At 45.9% G+C, this 16419-nt stretch carries 15 protein-coding genes; 6 read left to right on the forward strand and 9 right to left on the reverse strand.

From position 1 onward, the window contains the following. Positions 1 to 54: 54 nt before the first annotated feature. The 3 genes from devC to AC5JL3_RS24110 all read right to left on the reverse strand — a co-directional run bounded on the left by devC (position 55) and on the right by AC5JL3_RS24110 (position 3601). Positions 55 to 1203, reverse strand: a complete 1149-nt coding sequence (devC, locus tag AC5JL3_RS24100; RefSeq protein WP_496076882.1) for an ABC transporter permease DevC — start codon at positions 1201 to 1203, stop codon at positions 55 to 57. Positions 1204 to 1415: 212 nt separating this feature from the next. Beyond that, positions 1416 to 2732, reverse strand: coding sequence for an ABC exporter membrane fusion protein (locus AC5JL3_RS24105; RefSeq protein ID WP_496076883.1), 1317 nt, complete (start codon positions 2730 to 2732; stop codon positions 1416 to 1418). A gap of 125 nt (positions 2733 to 2857) precedes the next feature. Next, entirely contained in the window at positions 2858 to 3601 is a 744-nt protein-coding gene (locus AC5JL3_RS24110; RefSeq protein ID WP_496076884.1) for a phycocyanobilin:ferredoxin oxidoreductase, read from the reverse strand. Between the two features lie 259 nt (positions 3602 to 3860). Here AC5JL3_RS24110 and AC5JL3_RS24115 point away from each other — a divergent pair, with 259 nt between their 5' ends. From AC5JL3_RS24115 to AC5JL3_RS24125, 3 genes are all read left to right on the forward strand, one after another. Further along, a complete protein-coding gene (locus tag AC5JL3_RS24115) occupies positions 3861 to 4412 on the forward strand; it encodes a 5-formyltetrahydrofolate cyclo-ligase (RefSeq protein ID WP_496076885.1) in 552 nt (183 codons plus the stop codon). A 66-nt stretch (positions 4413 to 4478) separates the two neighbouring features. After that, complete coding sequence (locus tag AC5JL3_RS24120) at positions 4479 to 5276, forward strand: carbohydrate ABC transporter permease (protein ID WP_396813186.1); 798 nt, start codon at positions 4479 to 4481, stop codon at positions 5274 to 5276. Positions 5277 to 5407: 131 nt separating this feature from the next. Then, a complete protein-coding gene (locus AC5JL3_RS24125) occupies positions 5408 to 5722 on the forward strand; it encodes a hypothetical protein (protein WP_496076886.1) in 315 nt (104 codons plus the stop codon). Positions 5723 to 5790: 68 nt separating this feature from the next. Here AC5JL3_RS24125 and AC5JL3_RS24130 read toward each other — a convergent pair whose 3' ends face one another. Next, positions 5791 to 8496 (reverse strand): GUN4 domain-containing protein, encoded by a 2706-nt coding sequence (locus AC5JL3_RS24130; protein ID WP_496076887.1) that lies wholly within the window; start codon positions 8494 to 8496, stop codon positions 5791 to 5793. 469 nt (positions 8497 to 8965) lie between these two features. Here AC5JL3_RS24130 and AC5JL3_RS24135 point away from each other — a divergent pair, with 469 nt between their 5' ends. Further along, positions 8966 to 9394: a hypothetical protein gene (locus tag AC5JL3_RS24135; RefSeq protein WP_496076888.1), complete on the forward strand. Its 429-nt coding sequence runs from the start codon at positions 8966 to 8968 to the stop codon at positions 9392 to 9394. On the opposite strand, the gene lipB is transcribed toward AC5JL3_RS24135, so the two are convergent. Next, a complete protein-coding gene (lipB, locus tag AC5JL3_RS24140; protein ID WP_496076889.1) occupies positions 9384 to 10049 on the reverse strand; it encodes a lipoyl(octanoyl) transferase LipB in 666 nt (221 codons plus the stop codon). The two genes, AC5JL3_RS24135 and lipB, sit on opposite strands and share 11 nt — an antisense overlap. A 175-nt stretch (positions 10050 to 10224) precedes the next feature. Here lipB and hpf point away from each other — a divergent pair, with 175 nt between their 5' ends. Both hpf and AC5JL3_RS24150 read left to right on the forward strand, forming a co-directional pair. Next, positions 10225 to 10875, forward strand: coding sequence for a ribosome hibernation-promoting factor, HPF/YfiA family (gene hpf, locus AC5JL3_RS24145; protein ID WP_496076890.1), 651 nt, complete (start codon positions 10225 to 10227; stop codon positions 10873 to 10875). A 346-nt stretch (positions 10876 to 11221) separates the two neighbouring features. Next, positions 11222 to 11746, forward strand: coding sequence for a hypothetical protein (locus AC5JL3_RS24150; RefSeq protein ID WP_496076891.1), 525 nt, complete (start codon positions 11222 to 11224; stop codon positions 11744 to 11746). A gap of 117 nt (positions 11747 to 11863) precedes the next feature. On the opposite strand, the gene AC5JL3_RS24155 is transcribed toward AC5JL3_RS24150, so the two are convergent. The 4 genes from AC5JL3_RS24155 to deoC all read right to left on the reverse strand — a co-directional run bounded on the left by AC5JL3_RS24155 (position 11864) and on the right by deoC (position 16313). Further along, positions 11864 to 13012: a glycosyltransferase family 4 protein gene (locus AC5JL3_RS24155; protein WP_496076892.1), complete on the reverse strand. Its 1149-nt coding sequence runs from the start codon at positions 13010 to 13012 to the stop codon at positions 11864 to 11866. 20 nt (positions 13013 to 13032) lie between these two features. Then, a complete protein-coding gene (locus AC5JL3_RS24160; RefSeq protein ID WP_496076893.1) occupies positions 13033 to 14430 on the reverse strand; it encodes an MFS transporter in 1398 nt (465 codons plus the stop codon). A gap of 129 nt (positions 14431 to 14559) precedes the next feature. Continuing rightward, entirely contained in the window at positions 14560 to 15489 is a 930-nt protein-coding gene (gene recO / locus AC5JL3_RS24165) for a DNA repair protein RecO (protein WP_496076894.1), read from the reverse strand. A 137-nt stretch (positions 15490 to 15626) separates the two neighbouring features. Continuing rightward, positions 15627 to 16313 (reverse strand): deoxyribose-phosphate aldolase, encoded by a 687-nt coding sequence (deoC, locus tag AC5JL3_RS24170; RefSeq protein ID WP_496076895.1) that lies wholly within the window; start codon positions 16311 to 16313, stop codon positions 15627 to 15629. Between the last annotated feature and the right edge of the window lie 106 nt (positions 16314 to 16419).

Genomic DNA, 16419 nt, shown 5'->3' on the forward strand with positions numbered 1-16419 from the left:
TGTTGCTGAGGTTTGGACTAACCACTGACTACCTCACTCTAGATTTTCACTATTCTAAAAGATATCCGCTGGGTCTGCTGCCTGTAATTTTCGTACTGCGATCGCGCCGGAAACTGCACACATAATAATTGTCATGATTAATACTGATACCGCTTTAGCAAGGTTCATTGCCATGGGTAAATTAGTCGCAGTTCTTGTTAAAGTATAGAGTCCCATAGCTAGAGAATATCCCGGCAAATAACCTAGCACAGCAAGAATCAGAGCTTCTTGAAATACCACCATCAAGAGATAGCTATTTTTATAACCCATCGCTTTTAGAGTTGCGTATTCGGGCAAATGGTCAGAAACATCAGTATAGAGAATTTGATAAACAATTACCGTGCCAACAATCAAACCCATCCCTGTACCTAGGGTAAAAATAAAGCCAATAGCTGTACTAGTTTGCCAGTAGTTTTTCTCAAGGGCAATAAATTCTTCCTTTGATAAAACATCAACATCCTTGGGTAGGCTCTGTTTCAGGTTTTTGATTACAACTTGCAGATCTGCATCTGGTTCTAAGTTAATAATGCCAATATCAATCAATCCCTTTTCTCGACTTGGAAACAGGCGTAAAAAATTTAAATCACTGGTAACAATATTTCCATCCGCCCCGAAAGAAGCACCTAGGCTGAATATTCCACCGACTCGAATTCGGCGTCCTCCCACTTCAGTCGTAACGTCTTTTCCTGCATTAAATTCCTGGGCAACTGAACCAAACTCTGGTCTAGACGTGTCATCAAATAAAACGACATCTGCAATTTTTAGAGTACCTAGATTATCCGTTACTCCAGGCAAAGTTAAAACACTATCTGCTGGATTAAAACCCAAAACGAGAATGCTCCGAGTTCCACGAGTTTGGGGATTTTTCCATAAGGCAAAATCTAAATAAACTGGACTAATAGATTTGACCCCCTCAAACCCAAGCGTTTGATACAAGCGCCGAGCCGGAAAGCTTTTCATCGCGATTGTTGACGTTGATTGAGGGCTGATGAGAAAAATGTCGCCCTGTAATTTTTTATGCAAAACTACTGCACTTTCAAATAGAGCATCCCGAAATCCCAGTTGCATGAACATCAAAATATCAGCAAAGCCAATCCCTGCAAGTGCCACGAATAACCGCATTCTTTCGCGGCTGAGTTGTAACCAGGCTAGAGGTATTCTCATACGTTACTTAGTCTCGATTTATTACAAAATATTGAATTGCAAAATAAGAATTAAGGATGAAGTTAGGCTGCCAATTCTTAAACTCTATTTAAAGCCTTTAGCTCTCAGTTATATAGCAGAAAGCCGTCAGCTATCAGCTATCAGCTTTTTTGTTTTCATTGCTCTCTCTAGTCTTCACACACCTGATCTGTACCTCATTCAACTGAAAAGCGTTATAGCAATATTTCTACAATAACTTTTGAGTTGGTTAAGCTCGACACACGCTTGCTATGTTCTGGATTCAAACGAATGTTTACTTCTACAACTCTGGCATCAACTGCTGCCGCTGGGTCAGTATTCAAAATATCTTTTTTGCCAATGCGTAATCCGATTTGGCTAACATTACCCTGGAGTTCGCCTTCAAACGATTTCCCCTCGCTAGTTACAGTAACTCGCTGGCCGAGGCGTACTTTACTAATATCACTTTCATAAACTTCGGCGATGACAACCATCTGATCGGTTTGACCTAGTTCAGCAATACCTTCCTGTTCGTTAATGCTTTCTCCAGCAAGGGTATTGATTTTCAAAATTCGACCCGCTACAGGTGCCCGCACATACGCTAATTCCAAGTCAGCTTGGGCTTCTCCAACGGCTGCAAGAGAACTTTCCACCTCTGCTTCTGCTTGTTGAATATCAACTGGACGAACTTCCTTAATCTGTGCCAGGGTTGCCGTTGCTTCGTTAATCTGTTCTTCTAAGACAGCAGTAGTTTTGTCACGGTTGGCTTCGGCTTCTTTGAGTTGTTCGCTGAGGGTTGTTAAAGCCTGGTTTCGATTCGCTTGTGCTTCACTAAGTTGCTCGATCGCTGTTTCTACTTTTAAGCGGCGGGTGTCTAATTCTGTTGCCGGTATTGCACCATCCTGCGCTAGCTTTTGATAGCGTTCAAAATCTGTTTGGACGCTGCGTAACTCAGCTTCTAATCTCCTGATGATCGCATCTTGCGCTTGTCTTGCCTCCAACAGTTGAGTTTGTAACCGAGTAACAGTTGTCTGTTGGGCAGTTTTCTCACCGTCCAATTCTGCTTTTAGACGTTTGATTGTGGCTTCCTGAGCGCCAATTGCGCCAAGTTTAGCACCTGCTCTGACTTTTTCCAGATTTGCTTGAGCGACTTTGACCTGTTTTTGGGAACGCTCTAGCGCGGCTTGTAAGCGATCGCGACTATCCAATACTGCAATCACTTGTTTCTCACGAACCTGATCGCCTTGAGAAACCAGCAGTTGAGCAACCTTTGCTCCTTGCAGCGAATTTGAGGCAGATAGTTGAATGACTTCCCCTTCTGGTTCTAAGCGTCCTAAGGCAGTAACAGCTTTAATCGCAGGACTTGGAGGGCGGGTAGGGCTGGACTCGTCCAGTTGGCGCTGATCGGCAAAGCTGACGGTATAAATGGCAGTAGCCCCGGTTGCGATCGCTCCTAGCACAGCTAGGATAATTGCCCAGCGGGTTATCAGTTTTGAGGATAGCTGATCCTTTATCCCTGGTTTATGCCCCATAATTCTCTGGGTAGAGTATTTAAAGCTTTTATTGCTGTACTTCATCCATCTTACGGGGTAAGATAGTGGGTTTGTGAGTAGCAAGCTAAGGTTGTGAGCCTAGAAATCAGCCCCTGTCTATCTTTTTAAGCGGTTGTTGGCAAGTCAAAAAGAACCGAAGTCATGTAATGTTCTGCCCAATCTACCCCAAAGGCTTTTTCCAGCACTCGACGAGTTTTGTCGTTCTGCTGCTGCTTGGTGCAGTAGTAGTGTTGACTCTCCAAAATCTCTGCTTGTTGTTCTTCAGATACAGGTGAGGCTTGAACCGCAAAGGCACAGTGAATCTGCAAAAAGCTTTCCACCCGCGAGAGAAACTGACGTTCTTCCTCTCGACTACCCGGTCGAATAAATAGACAAAATTCTGAGAAAATATCTCCCCAATCTGGCAAGTCTCGCTGTTGAGAAAATTCAGGTGTTGGCAAGGCACCTAAAGCTTGGCGATAGGAATCCGGTAAGATACGCTCACGAGAGAGAGGTGAGAGATCCGCGATCGCCGCACTAATTTGTCCTCTCCCACCTACTAAATCGCAACCAAACATTGGTAGGGCGTACTCTGGACGAGGAAACATCACACAGTGCAAAATATCAAGCGTTTTACCGACTTTTGCAAGTTCCAGATGCAGTTTCCGAAACTGAGGTGTCTGATAGCAGTGGTTTTCAATCGTCAGTTTTTCTCCCTCCAGTTTTCCTTCCACGTAACCTAACTCAGTAGGTAGGGGATAGGGTGAGAGTTCCAGGTAGTGCTGCCAGTTAGACTCAATGCAGTCAGCTAATTGACGAATCAGGGGATGTTGTTGTTCTCGTAGGGAAGGATTTGAGGTTACTGACATTCTATATAAACGTTGCCCAAGCAAAGACCTATAGGCTCATGATCTCAGCTTGGCATAGCCAATGAACCAGGGCGATACAAAACTTGTAATTAATCTATAGCGTTTCTCACTTGGATGCGGTACACTCTGACCTCTCTCCTACTCTTGAGTGAGGCTATGATTCTTACTCCCCTTCCAGCTAAAAACATTATTCCTTTTCCCTCTCCTTGTAGGAGAGGGCTAGGGAGAGGTGGGAAGGGGTTGGGGGTTAGGTTATTCTATGGAAAAAAGGGAATTACGCCGATCGCTTCTTGAGACTCGCCAATCTATGACACTCACAGAATGGCGGGAAAAGAGCGATCGCATCTGTACCCACCTCCAATCCTTACCCCTGTTTACCTCGGCTCAAACCATCCTGGCGTATTTCAGCTTTCGGCAAGAACCAGAACTCAGCCCTTTATTTACAAACTCTAAACACCAGTGGGGCTTCTCGCGTGTGCAAGGCAAATCCCTCTCCTGGCATAGCTGGAAGCCTGGAGAACCCTTGCAAAAGGATAAATTTGGCATTTTTGAACCTCACCCCGATTCCCCAACGCTGTCACCCAAGGAAGTAGATTTAATCCTAGTTCCAGCGGTGGCTTGCGACAAACGAGGGTATCGTTTGGGTTACGGTGGTGGCTTTTACGACCGGATGCTAAGTTCAACAGAGTGGGCAGCAACACCAACAATTGGGATTGTATTTGAATTTGCTTATTTACCCCAGCTTCCGATTGATCAGTGGGACAAACCTCTGCAATTAGTTTGTACAGAAACAGGATTTAACCGTATTTAAGTAATGACATTCGACTTAAACATAAAACTACTTAAGCGTCAAAATTCAAAATTGAAAGCCATTTGGATGTATGTGCTGCTAAGTGCGATCGCCTTTGTGATGCTCTTCCCTTTGCTTTGGCTGATCAGCACATCGCTCAAATCGCCAGCCGAAAATATCTTTCAATCTCCCCCGCAACTGTTGCCCAGCCAGCCGACGTTCCAAAACTTTGTTACTGTCTGGCAAAGCAAACCCTTTGGGCAGTACTTATTTAACAGTACCGTTGTTGCAGTAGTCACTGTCAGCTTAAACCTTTTGTTCTGCTCCCTCGCCGCTTACCCACTAGCGCGGCTAAACTTCCGAGGTCGTGACTTAATTTTTGCTAGTATCATCTCGACCATCATGATTCCCTTCCAAATCGTGATGATTCCCCTCTACATCTTGACCGTACAGCTTGGTTTAAAAAATACCTATCTCGGTGTGATTTTTCCTGGTATTGCCTCCGCCTTTGGGATTTTTCTACTGCGACAAGCCTTTCAAGGTGTCCCAAAGGAACTAGAAGAAGCCGCTCGGATTGATGGCTGTTCTGAATTAGGGTTGTGGTGGAATGTGATGCTACCCGCCGTTCGTCCGGCACTGGTAACACTGGCAATATTCGTCTTCATCGGCTCTTGGAGCGACTTCCTTTGGCCGTTAATCGTCCTAGATCGAGAGGAATACTACACGCTACCTTTAGGAGTGGCAACTCTTGCGGGTACATTTTCCCTGGATTGGCGTCTCATTGCGGCAGGTTCAGTTATTTCAATTGCGCCAGTCCTGTTATTTTTCCTCTTGATGCAGCGCTACATCGTGCCAACGGATACTGGTAGTGGTGTTAAAGGGTAATGACATGAGGGCGAATTTAACGCAGTTGTATGTTCATTGCGTTTGGGCAACTTGGGACTGCCTAGTGGGTAGCTTGGCGGTTGAAACCGCAGCTATACAAACTAAACCCGCCTTCGCGGGTTTCAAAATTCTTGGTTTTTCCTCAGTCCGCGAAGGCGGACTTTGTTTTTGTAGCCGCGAATTCCATTCGCCCGATTTTGGATATTCAGCCAAAGCCGGAGAAGCAAAACCATTGGGAAAGTCAGTTGTTAGCAGGATTGGTGGTTAGGGGGAAGCCGAAGAAGTCTTCACCGGGACAGATGGCGTTTCCTTGGGCGCAGTGGGAAACACCTGACTCGGATGTTCAACAGGTTGCTGAGAAGTTTGTCTTTGCCAATTGTTACAACCCGCAAGTCGCAGGAGTCATGATGCAGCAAGAGTGCCAGTGCCAGGTATCGGAAAGGTAGAACTAGCAGTCTTTACGTGGAAATTTACCCTGTCATAAATATTTACAATTCGCCGAAACCTTTAGACGTTACAGTTTACAAGTCTCCACGCGAGAGAAGAGACTCCCCCCTCCCCTCCTTACCTCACTACCATCCCAGATTCCACCCACATTCCTCCCCCACGGACTGTACGGGAGTTGACCGGATGGAGAATTTGATAGGTCGTAGTGACCAAAGTTATCCAGCGGCGGCGTCATGAAAGGCCAGCCGATGCGATCGCAAAACTGTTTGAATTCCTTTTCGTAGTATTTTCCGTTGGGTTTATTGCCTATTTCCACGTAAATCTGTTTCTGGACACTAAATCCAAAGTGCCCGCCACTGAATTTTACCCATAACTGGTCGATTATTTGTAGGTCTTCACAGGGAAATCTCTTGATGTCTTCTATGTCTAGGTAGCCTCGGTCTTTTTGCCCTGCTACTTCTAGCATCACGTTGGCTGTTTCCTTATCCGCTTCGAGCCAGCGACCATTAGCCAAGTAGTTCAGCAAGGCTTTGTAAGGGTTAGGCAGTTGCACCCGCACCACACGTAGAGCATTAGCTTGACTGTTGGGCGAACTTGTCCAAGCTACCAGTTGCTGTTGCCCCGGTTCCCTGGCAGGAAATTGCTGTAATTCTTCCTCAGTGGGTAAGCGGTAGTCATACACCCCAGTATCATCCGTTGTGTACAAGTTCGCCTGCGTTCCCAACCAAGCACAAAACCAACGGGCATCCTCAAAAGTTATCCCACTGACAGGTTGGTTAATCTGTTCGGTGTCTATCTGCACGACTGTTGCCTGAGAATGAAACTGTCCCGTTACTTGAGCTTCCAGGAATAGTTGATACTCTCCCCAAGTGATGTGACCTTGGTCGATAAGCCTATGGTCATCAATAGCCATTAAGTTCCTGCGAAACCGTTGCTCTAGCCGTACCTCGGCAGCGAATTCAAGTTCACTCAATGGCAGCGTTAGCAAAGCTTGTTCCAGTCGCGTTGAAGTCTGGGGGTCTACATCACGGCCTTCGTTCCTACAACGATTTGCCAGCTTCAACGTGTAGGAATTTGGGTTGTCAAGAGCAGCGTTAATTAAGTTAGTGGCACTTCCCATCGCTGCGTAGAAACAAATAACTTCCTGCCAACGGTCATTGGAGATTTTCTCTAGTAACAGCGCTTCCTCTCCCCGTTCCTTGATTTGCAGGGCAGCTAAATACTCCTGAAAGGTTTGATGGGAAAACTCATAGATACCTGCTTCTTTTTCCACTAGCAGACCCGCTATGTCAACAATTTCCTCCCAAAACTGCTTGAGGCTGAGGTCGCGGTCTTTCCGGCAACGGGTTAGGATATCTTCAATCCATTGTTCTCCCTGTTGTGGGGTAAACTGCGTTTTTTCCTGTAGCACTAGCTGCCAAGCCAGCACTTGCAACACTGCCTTATTCTCGGTTGCCGTTAGGGTCAGGTTGGTTTTCTTGGCATAAGGTCGAGTCCCCAACAGCAAACCGCACATCGTCTCATACAGTTCGACCCGACGTTTGGGTAAAACGGTCTGAATGCGATGAGTTGTAGCAATCATCGTGATGAGCAAAGGATTTCTTGCTAAGTCGTTGAGGGCAGGACTGGCAAAAATCTGCTTGGTGAGGTCATCGGCACAGTCTTTTGCCTCTTGCTTGCTTTTGGCTTCGACCTCTTCCTCCGCTAAACGGCTACTTTCCGATTTCTGGCGGTTATGTTCGAGTAGAGATTGCCATTTGCGTTGAATTAAAGCACCATACCACTTCTCGATAAACTGCTGCTTTTGGTCGGGAGTAAAGTCGAGTACCTTGAGCTTTAAATCAGTCGTAACAGGGATATTTGGTTCATCCGGTCGCAACTCAAACCCGTGAGGGCGAGAGGTGAGGATAAATTGGCTTTTGGGGTAGGCTTTCATTTCCCCATCAACCCATCTACGCACTTTATCGCGCTGAGTTTTCGGGACTTCATCAAGTCCATCTAGCATCACCAAGCATTCCCCTTTATCCAGCCATTCCTCAAACCAGTTTTGCGAGGGCTTAAAATCCCGATATTCGGCGCGGTTTTCCAAGTGCTTGACAATCAAGTTAGACAAGGAGGAGGGATTTTCTTCCAAAATCAGAGAATGAACCTCGCGCAACCGCAACAGGATAGGGATGAACCAACGGGTTTGTGAGGGGTGAGATTTGGTGACATACGTGAAAGTTAAGTAGCGCAGCAGAGTCGTTTTGCCATAGCCTGGACCCGCTAGAATAACAATTCTGCGGTGAGGATACTGACCCAGAGAATAATGCTGTTTGGGCAAAAACTCCCAAATTTCCTGACTACCCGTCGTCAGAATCCCCGCATTGTGACCTGACTCAATGTATAACGGCACAAATACATCCTCAAGTGCCAGAGTTTGCTCGATTTGATGCCCTTCCACATCGAGGCTGTAGCACTCAACCTTGAGAACTTCCAGATATTTCTTCTTAAAACCAGACAGTGTGAGATCCAAGGTTCGGTCAATAGCTTTACCGACCTCTTGACCCCGTTCTTTCATGCGAGTTCTGAGGATTTCTAGCAAACCATCCCAAAAACTAGTCAACAAACTCGTCCCACCCGCAACTCCCATCGCAATCAAGGCTTTTGGGATTTCGTTTTGAAACAAAAAGAACAGGGATGACCCACCACTACCCACAAACAGCACTTTGAGCAAAGCATCCGCAAGTTGGTCTGATAGAGGAGTTTTCGACTCTGGTGATTTCTCAGTCATGGAAGTAGCAAGCTAAAAAATAGGACTCGGAAGCTGTGACTTCTCTACAGGTAGAGAGCAGATTTTGTATTAAATAGTCCTATTGTGTCTCAGCTCATTCAAGATTCAAAATTCTTTGATAGGCACGGATAGAACGGAAATAGAGAGTAGATCCCCGACTTCTTGGAGAAGTCGGGGATCTGAGGTGCTGATATCTCAATAAAAAAAACCTCAGCTTCGTGCTGAGGCAACAATGAAAGAGCATTATTATCTTCTTCTCTTCGGCAGCGTGTTTACTTCATCCGTAAGAAATTTAGAAAAACTTCCGATTTCTCATTGGATACTGCATCATTTTTCCAACTTGGCGGAAATATAACTCGTTAGATTGAAGAATTCACTAGTGGACTTGAGCTACTCATTGCACCTATTAACTAACCAAAAGATTAGCTTTGGTCTACTTTATACCAAGTAAGAATACAAAGAGGTGTCTATGTTTTTTCATCAGGAGTTATATGATTTTTGGTTTCGCTCCAAAGGAATTTGGGTTTCTAAGCTCGTTAAGGTAAAAGTCAGTTTACTCGATGAGCAGGAACTCCTTGCAATTAGCCAAATTCACCAGCTTAGTGAAGCGGAATTTGGAGTAAAAATGGCTTGGAACTATGTAATTAAAGATGAATCTGGACAGATGTCTTGGTGTGTTGATGCTAATCAGCCAAATTTAGTTTTCACCAATAAAAGCTTAAGTGGTGATAGTCCTCGAATCCTTGATTACCAAATGATTGAGGCAAATAAACTAGTAATCAAATTTGGCAAGCTTGAAGAAACCTTTTACTTAGAAAACGATAACAAAAGATTAAGAGAACTTCGGCAGGAGGGCAAACTTCTCCGGCGACTTTGGGAAGAAAAGCTTAGTGCTTGAAGTTTTTGGAAGGATGAAGGATGAGTTCAACGCCAAAAACCTCTGCAAAGGCAGCGGCAACAGACGTTCGCACGTCCTCTACACAAATACCTGGGATAAACTGAGCGAGACTACCCACAGGTTTATTGGCAATCCCACAAGGTACAATCTGCTGAAAGCCTGTAAGGTCAGGACAAACATTTAAGGCAAAGCCATGCATGGTAATCCACCGAGATACTTTGATGCCAATGGCGGCAACTTTACGTCCTTCTAGCCAAACGCCAGTCATTCCAGCAATGCGATCGCCTTTTAGTCCATAGCTACCCAATAGCCGAATCAAGACTTCTTCCAACTGTCGCAAATACCAGTGCAAGTCTTGCTGATAATGCCGCAGATTCAAAATCGGGTAACCGACTAGCTGTCCTGGGCAATGATACGTCACTTCACCACCGCGTTCAACTCGATGAACCTCTACAGCCACTTCACTCGGATTGAACTTGAGAAATTCTAGACTCGCTCCTTGACCTAGGGTATAAACAGGTGGATGCTCCAGTAAGAGGAGGACATCATCAAGACTAGCGTCTTTGATGCGTTCTTCCAAAAGCGATCGCTGCCAGTCCCAAGCTACAGAATAAGGCACTACCCCTTGATTATCTAACAAGCATCGACGCTGCACGTTCCCTTCTCCTTGTGAAGACTTGTGTAAAGAGTTAACCTGAAGCTTATCGTTTTCTTAATCTCGTCTTGGTGCTAAAAAGCTGAGTCCTACAATGAAAGTATTCTCCAAAGAGCGGCAAGTCTAGCCACCGCCGCCCTTTTCGACTCAAACAGTACATGATGGAGTAATCAGTATGAAGCTAGTGATCCAGGGCAAAAACATCGACATCACTGATGCAATCCGTGAGTATGTACATCAAAAAATTGAAAAGGCTGTCAGTCACTTTCAGACAATGACAACCGAGGTGGATGTACATTTATCTGTGGCGAAAAACCCCCGGATAAATTCTAAGCAAACTGCTGAAGTGACGATTTATGCCAATGGAACAGTAATTCGTGCTCAAGAAGGTAGCGAAGATTTATACGCCAGCATTGACTTAGTTGCAGATAAGATTCATCGCCAGCTACGAAAATATAAAGAGAAGCTACAACACCGGAAAACTCATGAGCAGCCGAAGACTGGTGTAATCGTTGATGACATACCCGTAGCTCCAGATCTAATTGGCGATCGCACTCCTGAACTACCCAGTGAAGTGCTACGCATGAAGTATTTTGCCATGCCACCGATGACTATTGAGGAAGCTTTAGAACAACTACAACTGGTAGATCACGATTTTTATATGTTTCGGAATGCTAAAACCGACGAGATCAACGTGATTTACGAGCGTAACCATGGTGGATATGGCGTAATTCAGCCCCGCAATGGGAATGGTCATACCAATCAAAAAAATGGCAAGGTTCACCAAAATGTTGAGTTCATCTCTGAAAAATCAAATGTTCTTTGACCTTTGAAAAACACAGGTTTCTAGCTCCAAGTTGTCCATTAGATAATCAAGGAAATTATTTGGTCAAGAAGCGGAGATTGGCATTTATGTAACGCATAAAGCCGGATTGGATTCCTTTTTTAGTAATACCTTTGCACTTTATTAGCTCAATAGGGGAAAGGGAAAGGGCTAGACCCTTTACTTTCCCTAATTTTTTTTTCGACAGAAGTTTATCAAGGTCTTAGGAAAGTAGAATAAAAATTTCATCCATTCAGGTGAATCGATTGGGTGAAGACTCTAGCGATTCTCTGAAAGTACTTTGAGAGTAGTTCATGCACATTGGTAGTCCCTCACTCAAGGAACCAAAATGAAACTCTCAAAGGTTTTAACTATAGGAACGGTTCTGGTGGCTTCTAGTGCAATTTACGTCATTGCACCTACTCAGGCTTATGCCGCTTCCTCTACCCAAGCTGCGCTAGCTGTTGAAAATCTCAGCGAGGCAATGCCGTTGATACTAGCAGACCGTTTTGAGCGTCCTGCGTTAAATGGGTCAACTCAGCAGATTCTCAATCGAATCGAGAACCGTACTGATCGACTTCGTGATTCTCTGGACTCTACCCTCGATGACAGCCGTTTGAATGGCTCTAATCGGGAAGATAACATCAACCAGTTTGTCAGAGACTTTGAAGAAGCAACAAAAGGTCTACGCGATCGCTTCGACAGAGGTCAAAGAATCTCAGACAATGTTCAAGAAGTACTCAATCAGGCATCAAGAATCGACAATTTCATACGTCGCCAACGTCTAAACACTAGTGTTGAACGCGAGTGGGTGAGTCTGCGCCAAGATCTGAATGAATTAGCACGTCTATCTAACGTAGCTAGAAGATTCTAGCCATAAAGTAGCGATATACAAGTAACTCCGCCGTTTTATCTTTGGCGCTTTGCATCATCAGTTGGCTGATTAGTCTTCAAGACGACGGCAAAGGGAAGAACACGTTCAATACACCTGCTACGCACGACTACTCAACTGTACACGTCGCAGTTGTAAAACCTCAGCATACAGAGCTTCGAGCTGGGTGATATTGTCACTAAGGGTGTAGCGCTCTAAAACCCGCGCCCTTGCCTTTTGTCCTAGTAACGCTGTCCACTCCGGGTGATCACGAAACTGAGGCAAAAGAGTGTGTAGTTGGGAGGTTACCCGATGAGTATTGAGAACGACACCTGCGCCATTCTCCAAAACTTCCCCATCTGCACCCGCATCGGTTGCGACACAAGCAACGCCACAAGCCATCGCTTCTAGTAAGGATAGGGACAGTCCTTCCAAAAGAGATGGCAAAATAAACACATCTGCTGCCCGCAGAATGTCGATTCGCCGCTGTTCATCTGCAACAAATCCCAGCCAAATGATGCCGTGTTCTTCTCCATAAAAGGGCATCAAAGAAGCCCAGAGTGAGCCGTTACCCACAATCACTAGCTGGCTAGATTCGCCAAGTTCACATTGCTTCCAAGCTTTGAGTAGTGCCTCGACATTTTTCTCGGTAGAAATTCGACCTTGGTAAACAAACAAGCGTTGAGCTTTCAGTTGTGACTTGAAGTTGGATGAACCCGGAGAATATTTTTGGACATCAACTCCATTCGGGATAACAGCCAGCTTCTGGGAGGGTACACCTAAGCGCACGAGGAAATTCCGCTGAAGCTGAGAAAAGATAATTACCCGGTCATAGTGCGCTAGAAATGGCGCATAGAGTTGATAGGTGAAAAGTTGCGTTCCTGACTTGAGGTTTCGCCGCTTACCATCAAAAGGTGGATGAAAGGTAGCGACGAGCGGGATATTGAGTTCCTCGCAGATTTCTGGGAGTAGGAAGTCTAAAGGAGACAACGTCAGAGAGGCATGAACGAGATCAGGTCGCAGCTGCTTGAGCGATCGCGTTAACACCTTACTCGCTTTGAGCGTGGGTATGGTGTAAACCTGAGACTTGTAGATGAAAGGCAGCGACACTTCCTGACAGCCAGACCAAGTACGATCGTCGGCTTCTTCCTGGGCAAAGTGAAGGAAACTGACTTGGTGACCCCGGTCTAGTAGTGCATTAGTAACCTCTCGACCGTAAGTTACGTTGCCACAAAATGGTGTTTTTTTTCCGATCCAGGCGATATGCATTCAGATTGTTTATCGAGTCTCTATTTGTCAGCGTTGGGTGACATAGATGATCCTGTACGGGAAATATACCAGTTTAAGACGCCTCCAGCGACTACAAGTGTCGCTAAACCTAAAAATACTGTCTCCAACCCCAGTAAAGTCTCGGCAAAACCTGCTAAAGCTAACGGTAAGCTCAAGGCAATATTGATTGCATTGTTTTGTAAACCAAACACCTTTCCTCGCATCTCTGGCGGTGTTTCTCCCTGAATCGTCGTCTGCATCGGAATACCGACCAACGCCGCAAAACCCCCCAAAAGCGTCGTCATTAGTAACGTGAGCCAGAGATGATGGGTAAATACGGACACCCCGATAAGCGATGCAGCCATACCCACAGAACCATATAGGCTGAGTTTGGTATGGGAAACCTGTTGACCCCGGTGTCCCAGAATGGCGGCACCACAAGCCATACCAACGCCACCAGCGGCTAATAAAAAGCCAAACTGAGACGTCTTGATACCGGGGAGGGTTTCCGCCAAGCGCACGGCTAAAACAGCTAAAGCGGCAAAGACGGAAAACAGAATCACCAGTTGCACTAAAGCATTGCGGACACGCCGATTGTGTTTGAGATAGCGTAGACCATCCCGGATGTCTGAAAAGACATGAGGCACCTCTCCTTCAGGCTCATCTCTGTTTTCACCTGTTTTCAGGAGTAGTAATAGTAAGCCTGCGATCGCATAAGAGCCACCTACCAATAATTCTTTCCCAAAATCCCACTCAAACCCTAGCCAACGCACCAGGCTATCGGTCAGTGCGAGGAGCGGGTCACCCACTGCAAAGCCGATAATCAACGATGCCATCATCGTTGTCGTATACAGCGAGTTCGCTGAAAGCAAGTTTTGATGCTTCACAATCAGTGGAATCACCGCCTGCTCTGCCGGAGCAAAAAACTGTGTTAGTGTGGACACCAAAAAAGTAATCCCCAGCAACACGTAGAAACCTACAGGCAAACTGTAGAGCGGTTTCCAGTCTTGAGTAATCCACAACAATATTGGCACTGCCAAGACTAGGATGCCTCGCAGGAGGTTGCTTACTACTAGCACAGCCTTTTTCGACCATCGGTCTACAAAAACCCCAGCCACTGAACCAAACAACACAGCCGGGATTGTAAACGCAATCATCAGTGCTGATACCCAGCCACTGATCGTTTGATTTGCGTCTTGAAAACGGCTGGCAATGATCGCAATCATTAGCACCAGATAAACCTTATCTGCCAGTTGAGAGAAGACCTGACCACTCCACAGCGTTAGGAAGTTACGGTTTTTTAGAACCGGAACAAATCCCCGTTTTAGTGGTTCGACAAGGGCTTCATCCGTGTCTGGTAGAAAACCCTTGGCTTGGGCAGGCGTTAGTTCGGCTTCAGGGGAGCTTGACTTCGCCATAGGATCGGATATTTTTTTAGAAGAATATGTTATTGCTCGTTCTGATTCAGATAATCGCATTCTCTCTCTTTTTGTAATAAATCAAACCCTGATCGAATTGACCTTAAACCGTTTTAATAGGTGGAACATTCAAAAGTCAGGGATAGATAAAGCATCGACTAACGTTGCTGAGCGAATTGCTCGACCGAAGTGATACTGGGCATAATCCCGTAAAACTCGCTCGACTTTCACCCAGGCTGTATCCATAGCATCAACAGTAAATAAACCTCCTTGTGGCAACAGAGTATTAAGCTGAGGCAATTGGGCTTCCGCTAGTTTTTGGAGCAGCGTCAACTCCAAGGCAGTGAGTTTCGCGTTCAGCCGTGGGGGAGGAGGTATCTGAACATCGATCGCATCGCTGGTAGTTGTCTGAGCGATTGTTCCTCCTCTGGCGAGAACTGGACGGGGCAAACTTTGGGCTACAGAGTTATTGTCTGCCAAACTGACAGCACCACCCGCATCGACACTAAAACCAACCCGCCAATCCGGAGAAGTAAAATCTGGCTTAAGCGAGTGCTGCGTCACACAACAAACTTGAACTTGAGGAGCGACACCCGCTAACGCTAGTAGGTGAAAGACTCCGTGGGATAAGTGCGCCAGTACCGAGGCTGTCTTCAACTTGTCAGTAGAAGGCTTGGGTAAGTACTCCAAACGCCGTAGATGTTCATTGAGCAAGGCGTAGAGTTCCTCCTGCGGTTGCTCGCTCAAGGCGTGACAGAGGACTAATTCTGCCAGATATTGACTTGCCGCCAACTTACTGAGATCTTTACTTAAGCCGGGATATGATTCTAGGGTTTCAGCTTGGGTAATTTTGTCGAGCGATCGCCCTTTGGCAACCAGCAGCTCATTAACGACAAACAAGCCACTTCTGCCTCCCAGTTTCGAGTTCTGCTTACGTGCGCCCGGTGCCACTACCCGAATCAGCCCAAACTCCCGTGTTAAGACTGTCACTAATCTGTCCGCTTCTCCCAGCGGCATACTTTTAAGATTGATTCCAGTGGCTTTGTAGGTTCGACTCATCACTGATTTTGGGTTTTACTTTTCCTCGCTTACTCAAAGAGGGATAGGCGAGTAGATTTTGAATTAAAGACCAAAGAATCAGTGACAGCCAGGTTAATACCAAACGTGCTAGCAATTCCTAGTTCTTTAGTTCAAAATCAAGAATGTTCCTCCTCGTCTCGCGACGTGAGCTGCCGAAGCAACTCTGGTCCGCGAGATGTGCCCAAGCGCGTTGCACCAGCAAGGACTAAATCATAGGCTTGTTCAATGGTGCGGATGCCTCCTGCTGCTTTGATGCCAACTTGTCCCTGTGTAACCTCTTTTAAGAGGCGAACGTCAGCAACTGTAGCACCTCCGTTCCAGCCGGTGTTGGTTTTGAGAAATTGTGCTCCTGCATCCATACATAGTTCCGCAGCAAGACGCTTTTGGGCATCTGTCAACAGAGCAGTTTCTAGTATCACTTTGACAGTTTGCTCGGTTTCCTCACAAATTTGGGCAATTTCCCGATACAGTTCGTTGGTTTTTCCAGCTTTTAAGCTACCTATGTGAATAACTACATCTAGCTCTGTTGCACCATTATCTGTAGCCTCTTGCGCTTCGTAGAGCTTCACGGCTGGTGTTGTTGCCCCTGTTGGAAAACCAATCACTGTACAAACTTTCGGTGCTTTACCGTAAAGCAGATCAGCCGCTTGTTTCACATAAACTGGGTACACACACACAGCGGCAAAGCCAAACCGCTCTGCCTCATAACAACACTTTTCGACTTGCTCTGCTGTTGCGGCTGGATCGAGCAGTGCATGATCGATCAACGGCGCAATATCTATATTCGGATAGTCTATAGCCATCCTTTTATCTGCCAGCGACTCCTTCTTCACTTTTATCAAATTATTAAGATATTAAGAAAAATTAAAGGCATTTTCTTAGAAATCGCTATGGGGAGATAGCCTCTTT

The organism is Symplocastrum torsivum (assembly GCF_059505465.1).

Excerpts from the sequence above, each read along its gene's own strand:
- devC (WP_496076882.1), bottom strand. The coding sequence starts at position 1,203 with ATGAGAATACCTCTAGCCTGGTTACAACTCAGCCGCGAAAGAATGCGG.
- AC5JL3_RS24110 (WP_496076884.1), bottom strand. The coding sequence starts at position 3,601 with ATGTCAGTAACCTCAAATCCTTCCCTACGAGAACAACAACATCCCCTG.
- AC5JL3_RS24160 (WP_496076893.1), bottom strand. The coding sequence starts at position 14,430 with ATGGCGAAGTCAAGCTCCCCTGAAGCCGAACTAACGCCTGCCCAAGCC.
- AC5JL3_RS24130 (WP_496076887.1), bottom strand. The coding sequence starts at position 8,496 with ATGACTGAGAAATCACCAGAGTCGAAAACTCCTCTATCAGACCAACTT.
- AC5JL3_RS24105 (WP_496076883.1), bottom strand. The coding sequence starts at position 2,732 with ATGGGGCATAAACCAGGGATAAAGGATCAGCTATCCTCAAAACTGATA.
- AC5JL3_RS24150 (WP_496076891.1), top strand. The coding sequence starts at position 11,222 with ATGAAACTCTCAAAGGTTTTAACTATAGGAACGGTTCTGGTGGCTTCT.
- deoC (WP_496076895.1), bottom strand. The coding sequence starts at position 16,313 with ATGGCTATAGACTATCCGAATATAGATATTGCGCCGTTGATCGATCAT.
- AC5JL3_RS24155 (WP_496076892.1), bottom strand. The coding sequence starts at position 13,012 with ATGCATATCGCCTGGATCGGAAAAAAAACACCATTTTGTGGCAACGTA.
- AC5JL3_RS24135 (WP_496076888.1), top strand. The coding sequence starts at position 8,966 with ATGTTTTTTCATCAGGAGTTATATGATTTTTGGTTTCGCTCCAAAGGA.
- recO (WP_496076894.1), bottom strand. The coding sequence starts at position 15,489 with ATGAGTCGAACCTACAAAGCCACTGGAATCAATCTTAAAAGTATGCCG.
- hpf (WP_496076890.1), top strand. The coding sequence starts at position 10,225 with ATGAAGCTAGTGATCCAGGGCAAAAACATCGACATCACTGATGCAATC.
- AC5JL3_RS24115 (WP_496076885.1), top strand. The coding sequence starts at position 3,861 with ATGGAAAAAAGGGAATTACGCCGATCGCTTCTTGAGACTCGCCAATCT.
- AC5JL3_RS24120 (WP_396813186.1), top strand. The coding sequence starts at position 4,479 with ATGTATGTGCTGCTAAGTGCGATCGCCTTTGTGATGCTCTTCCCTTTG.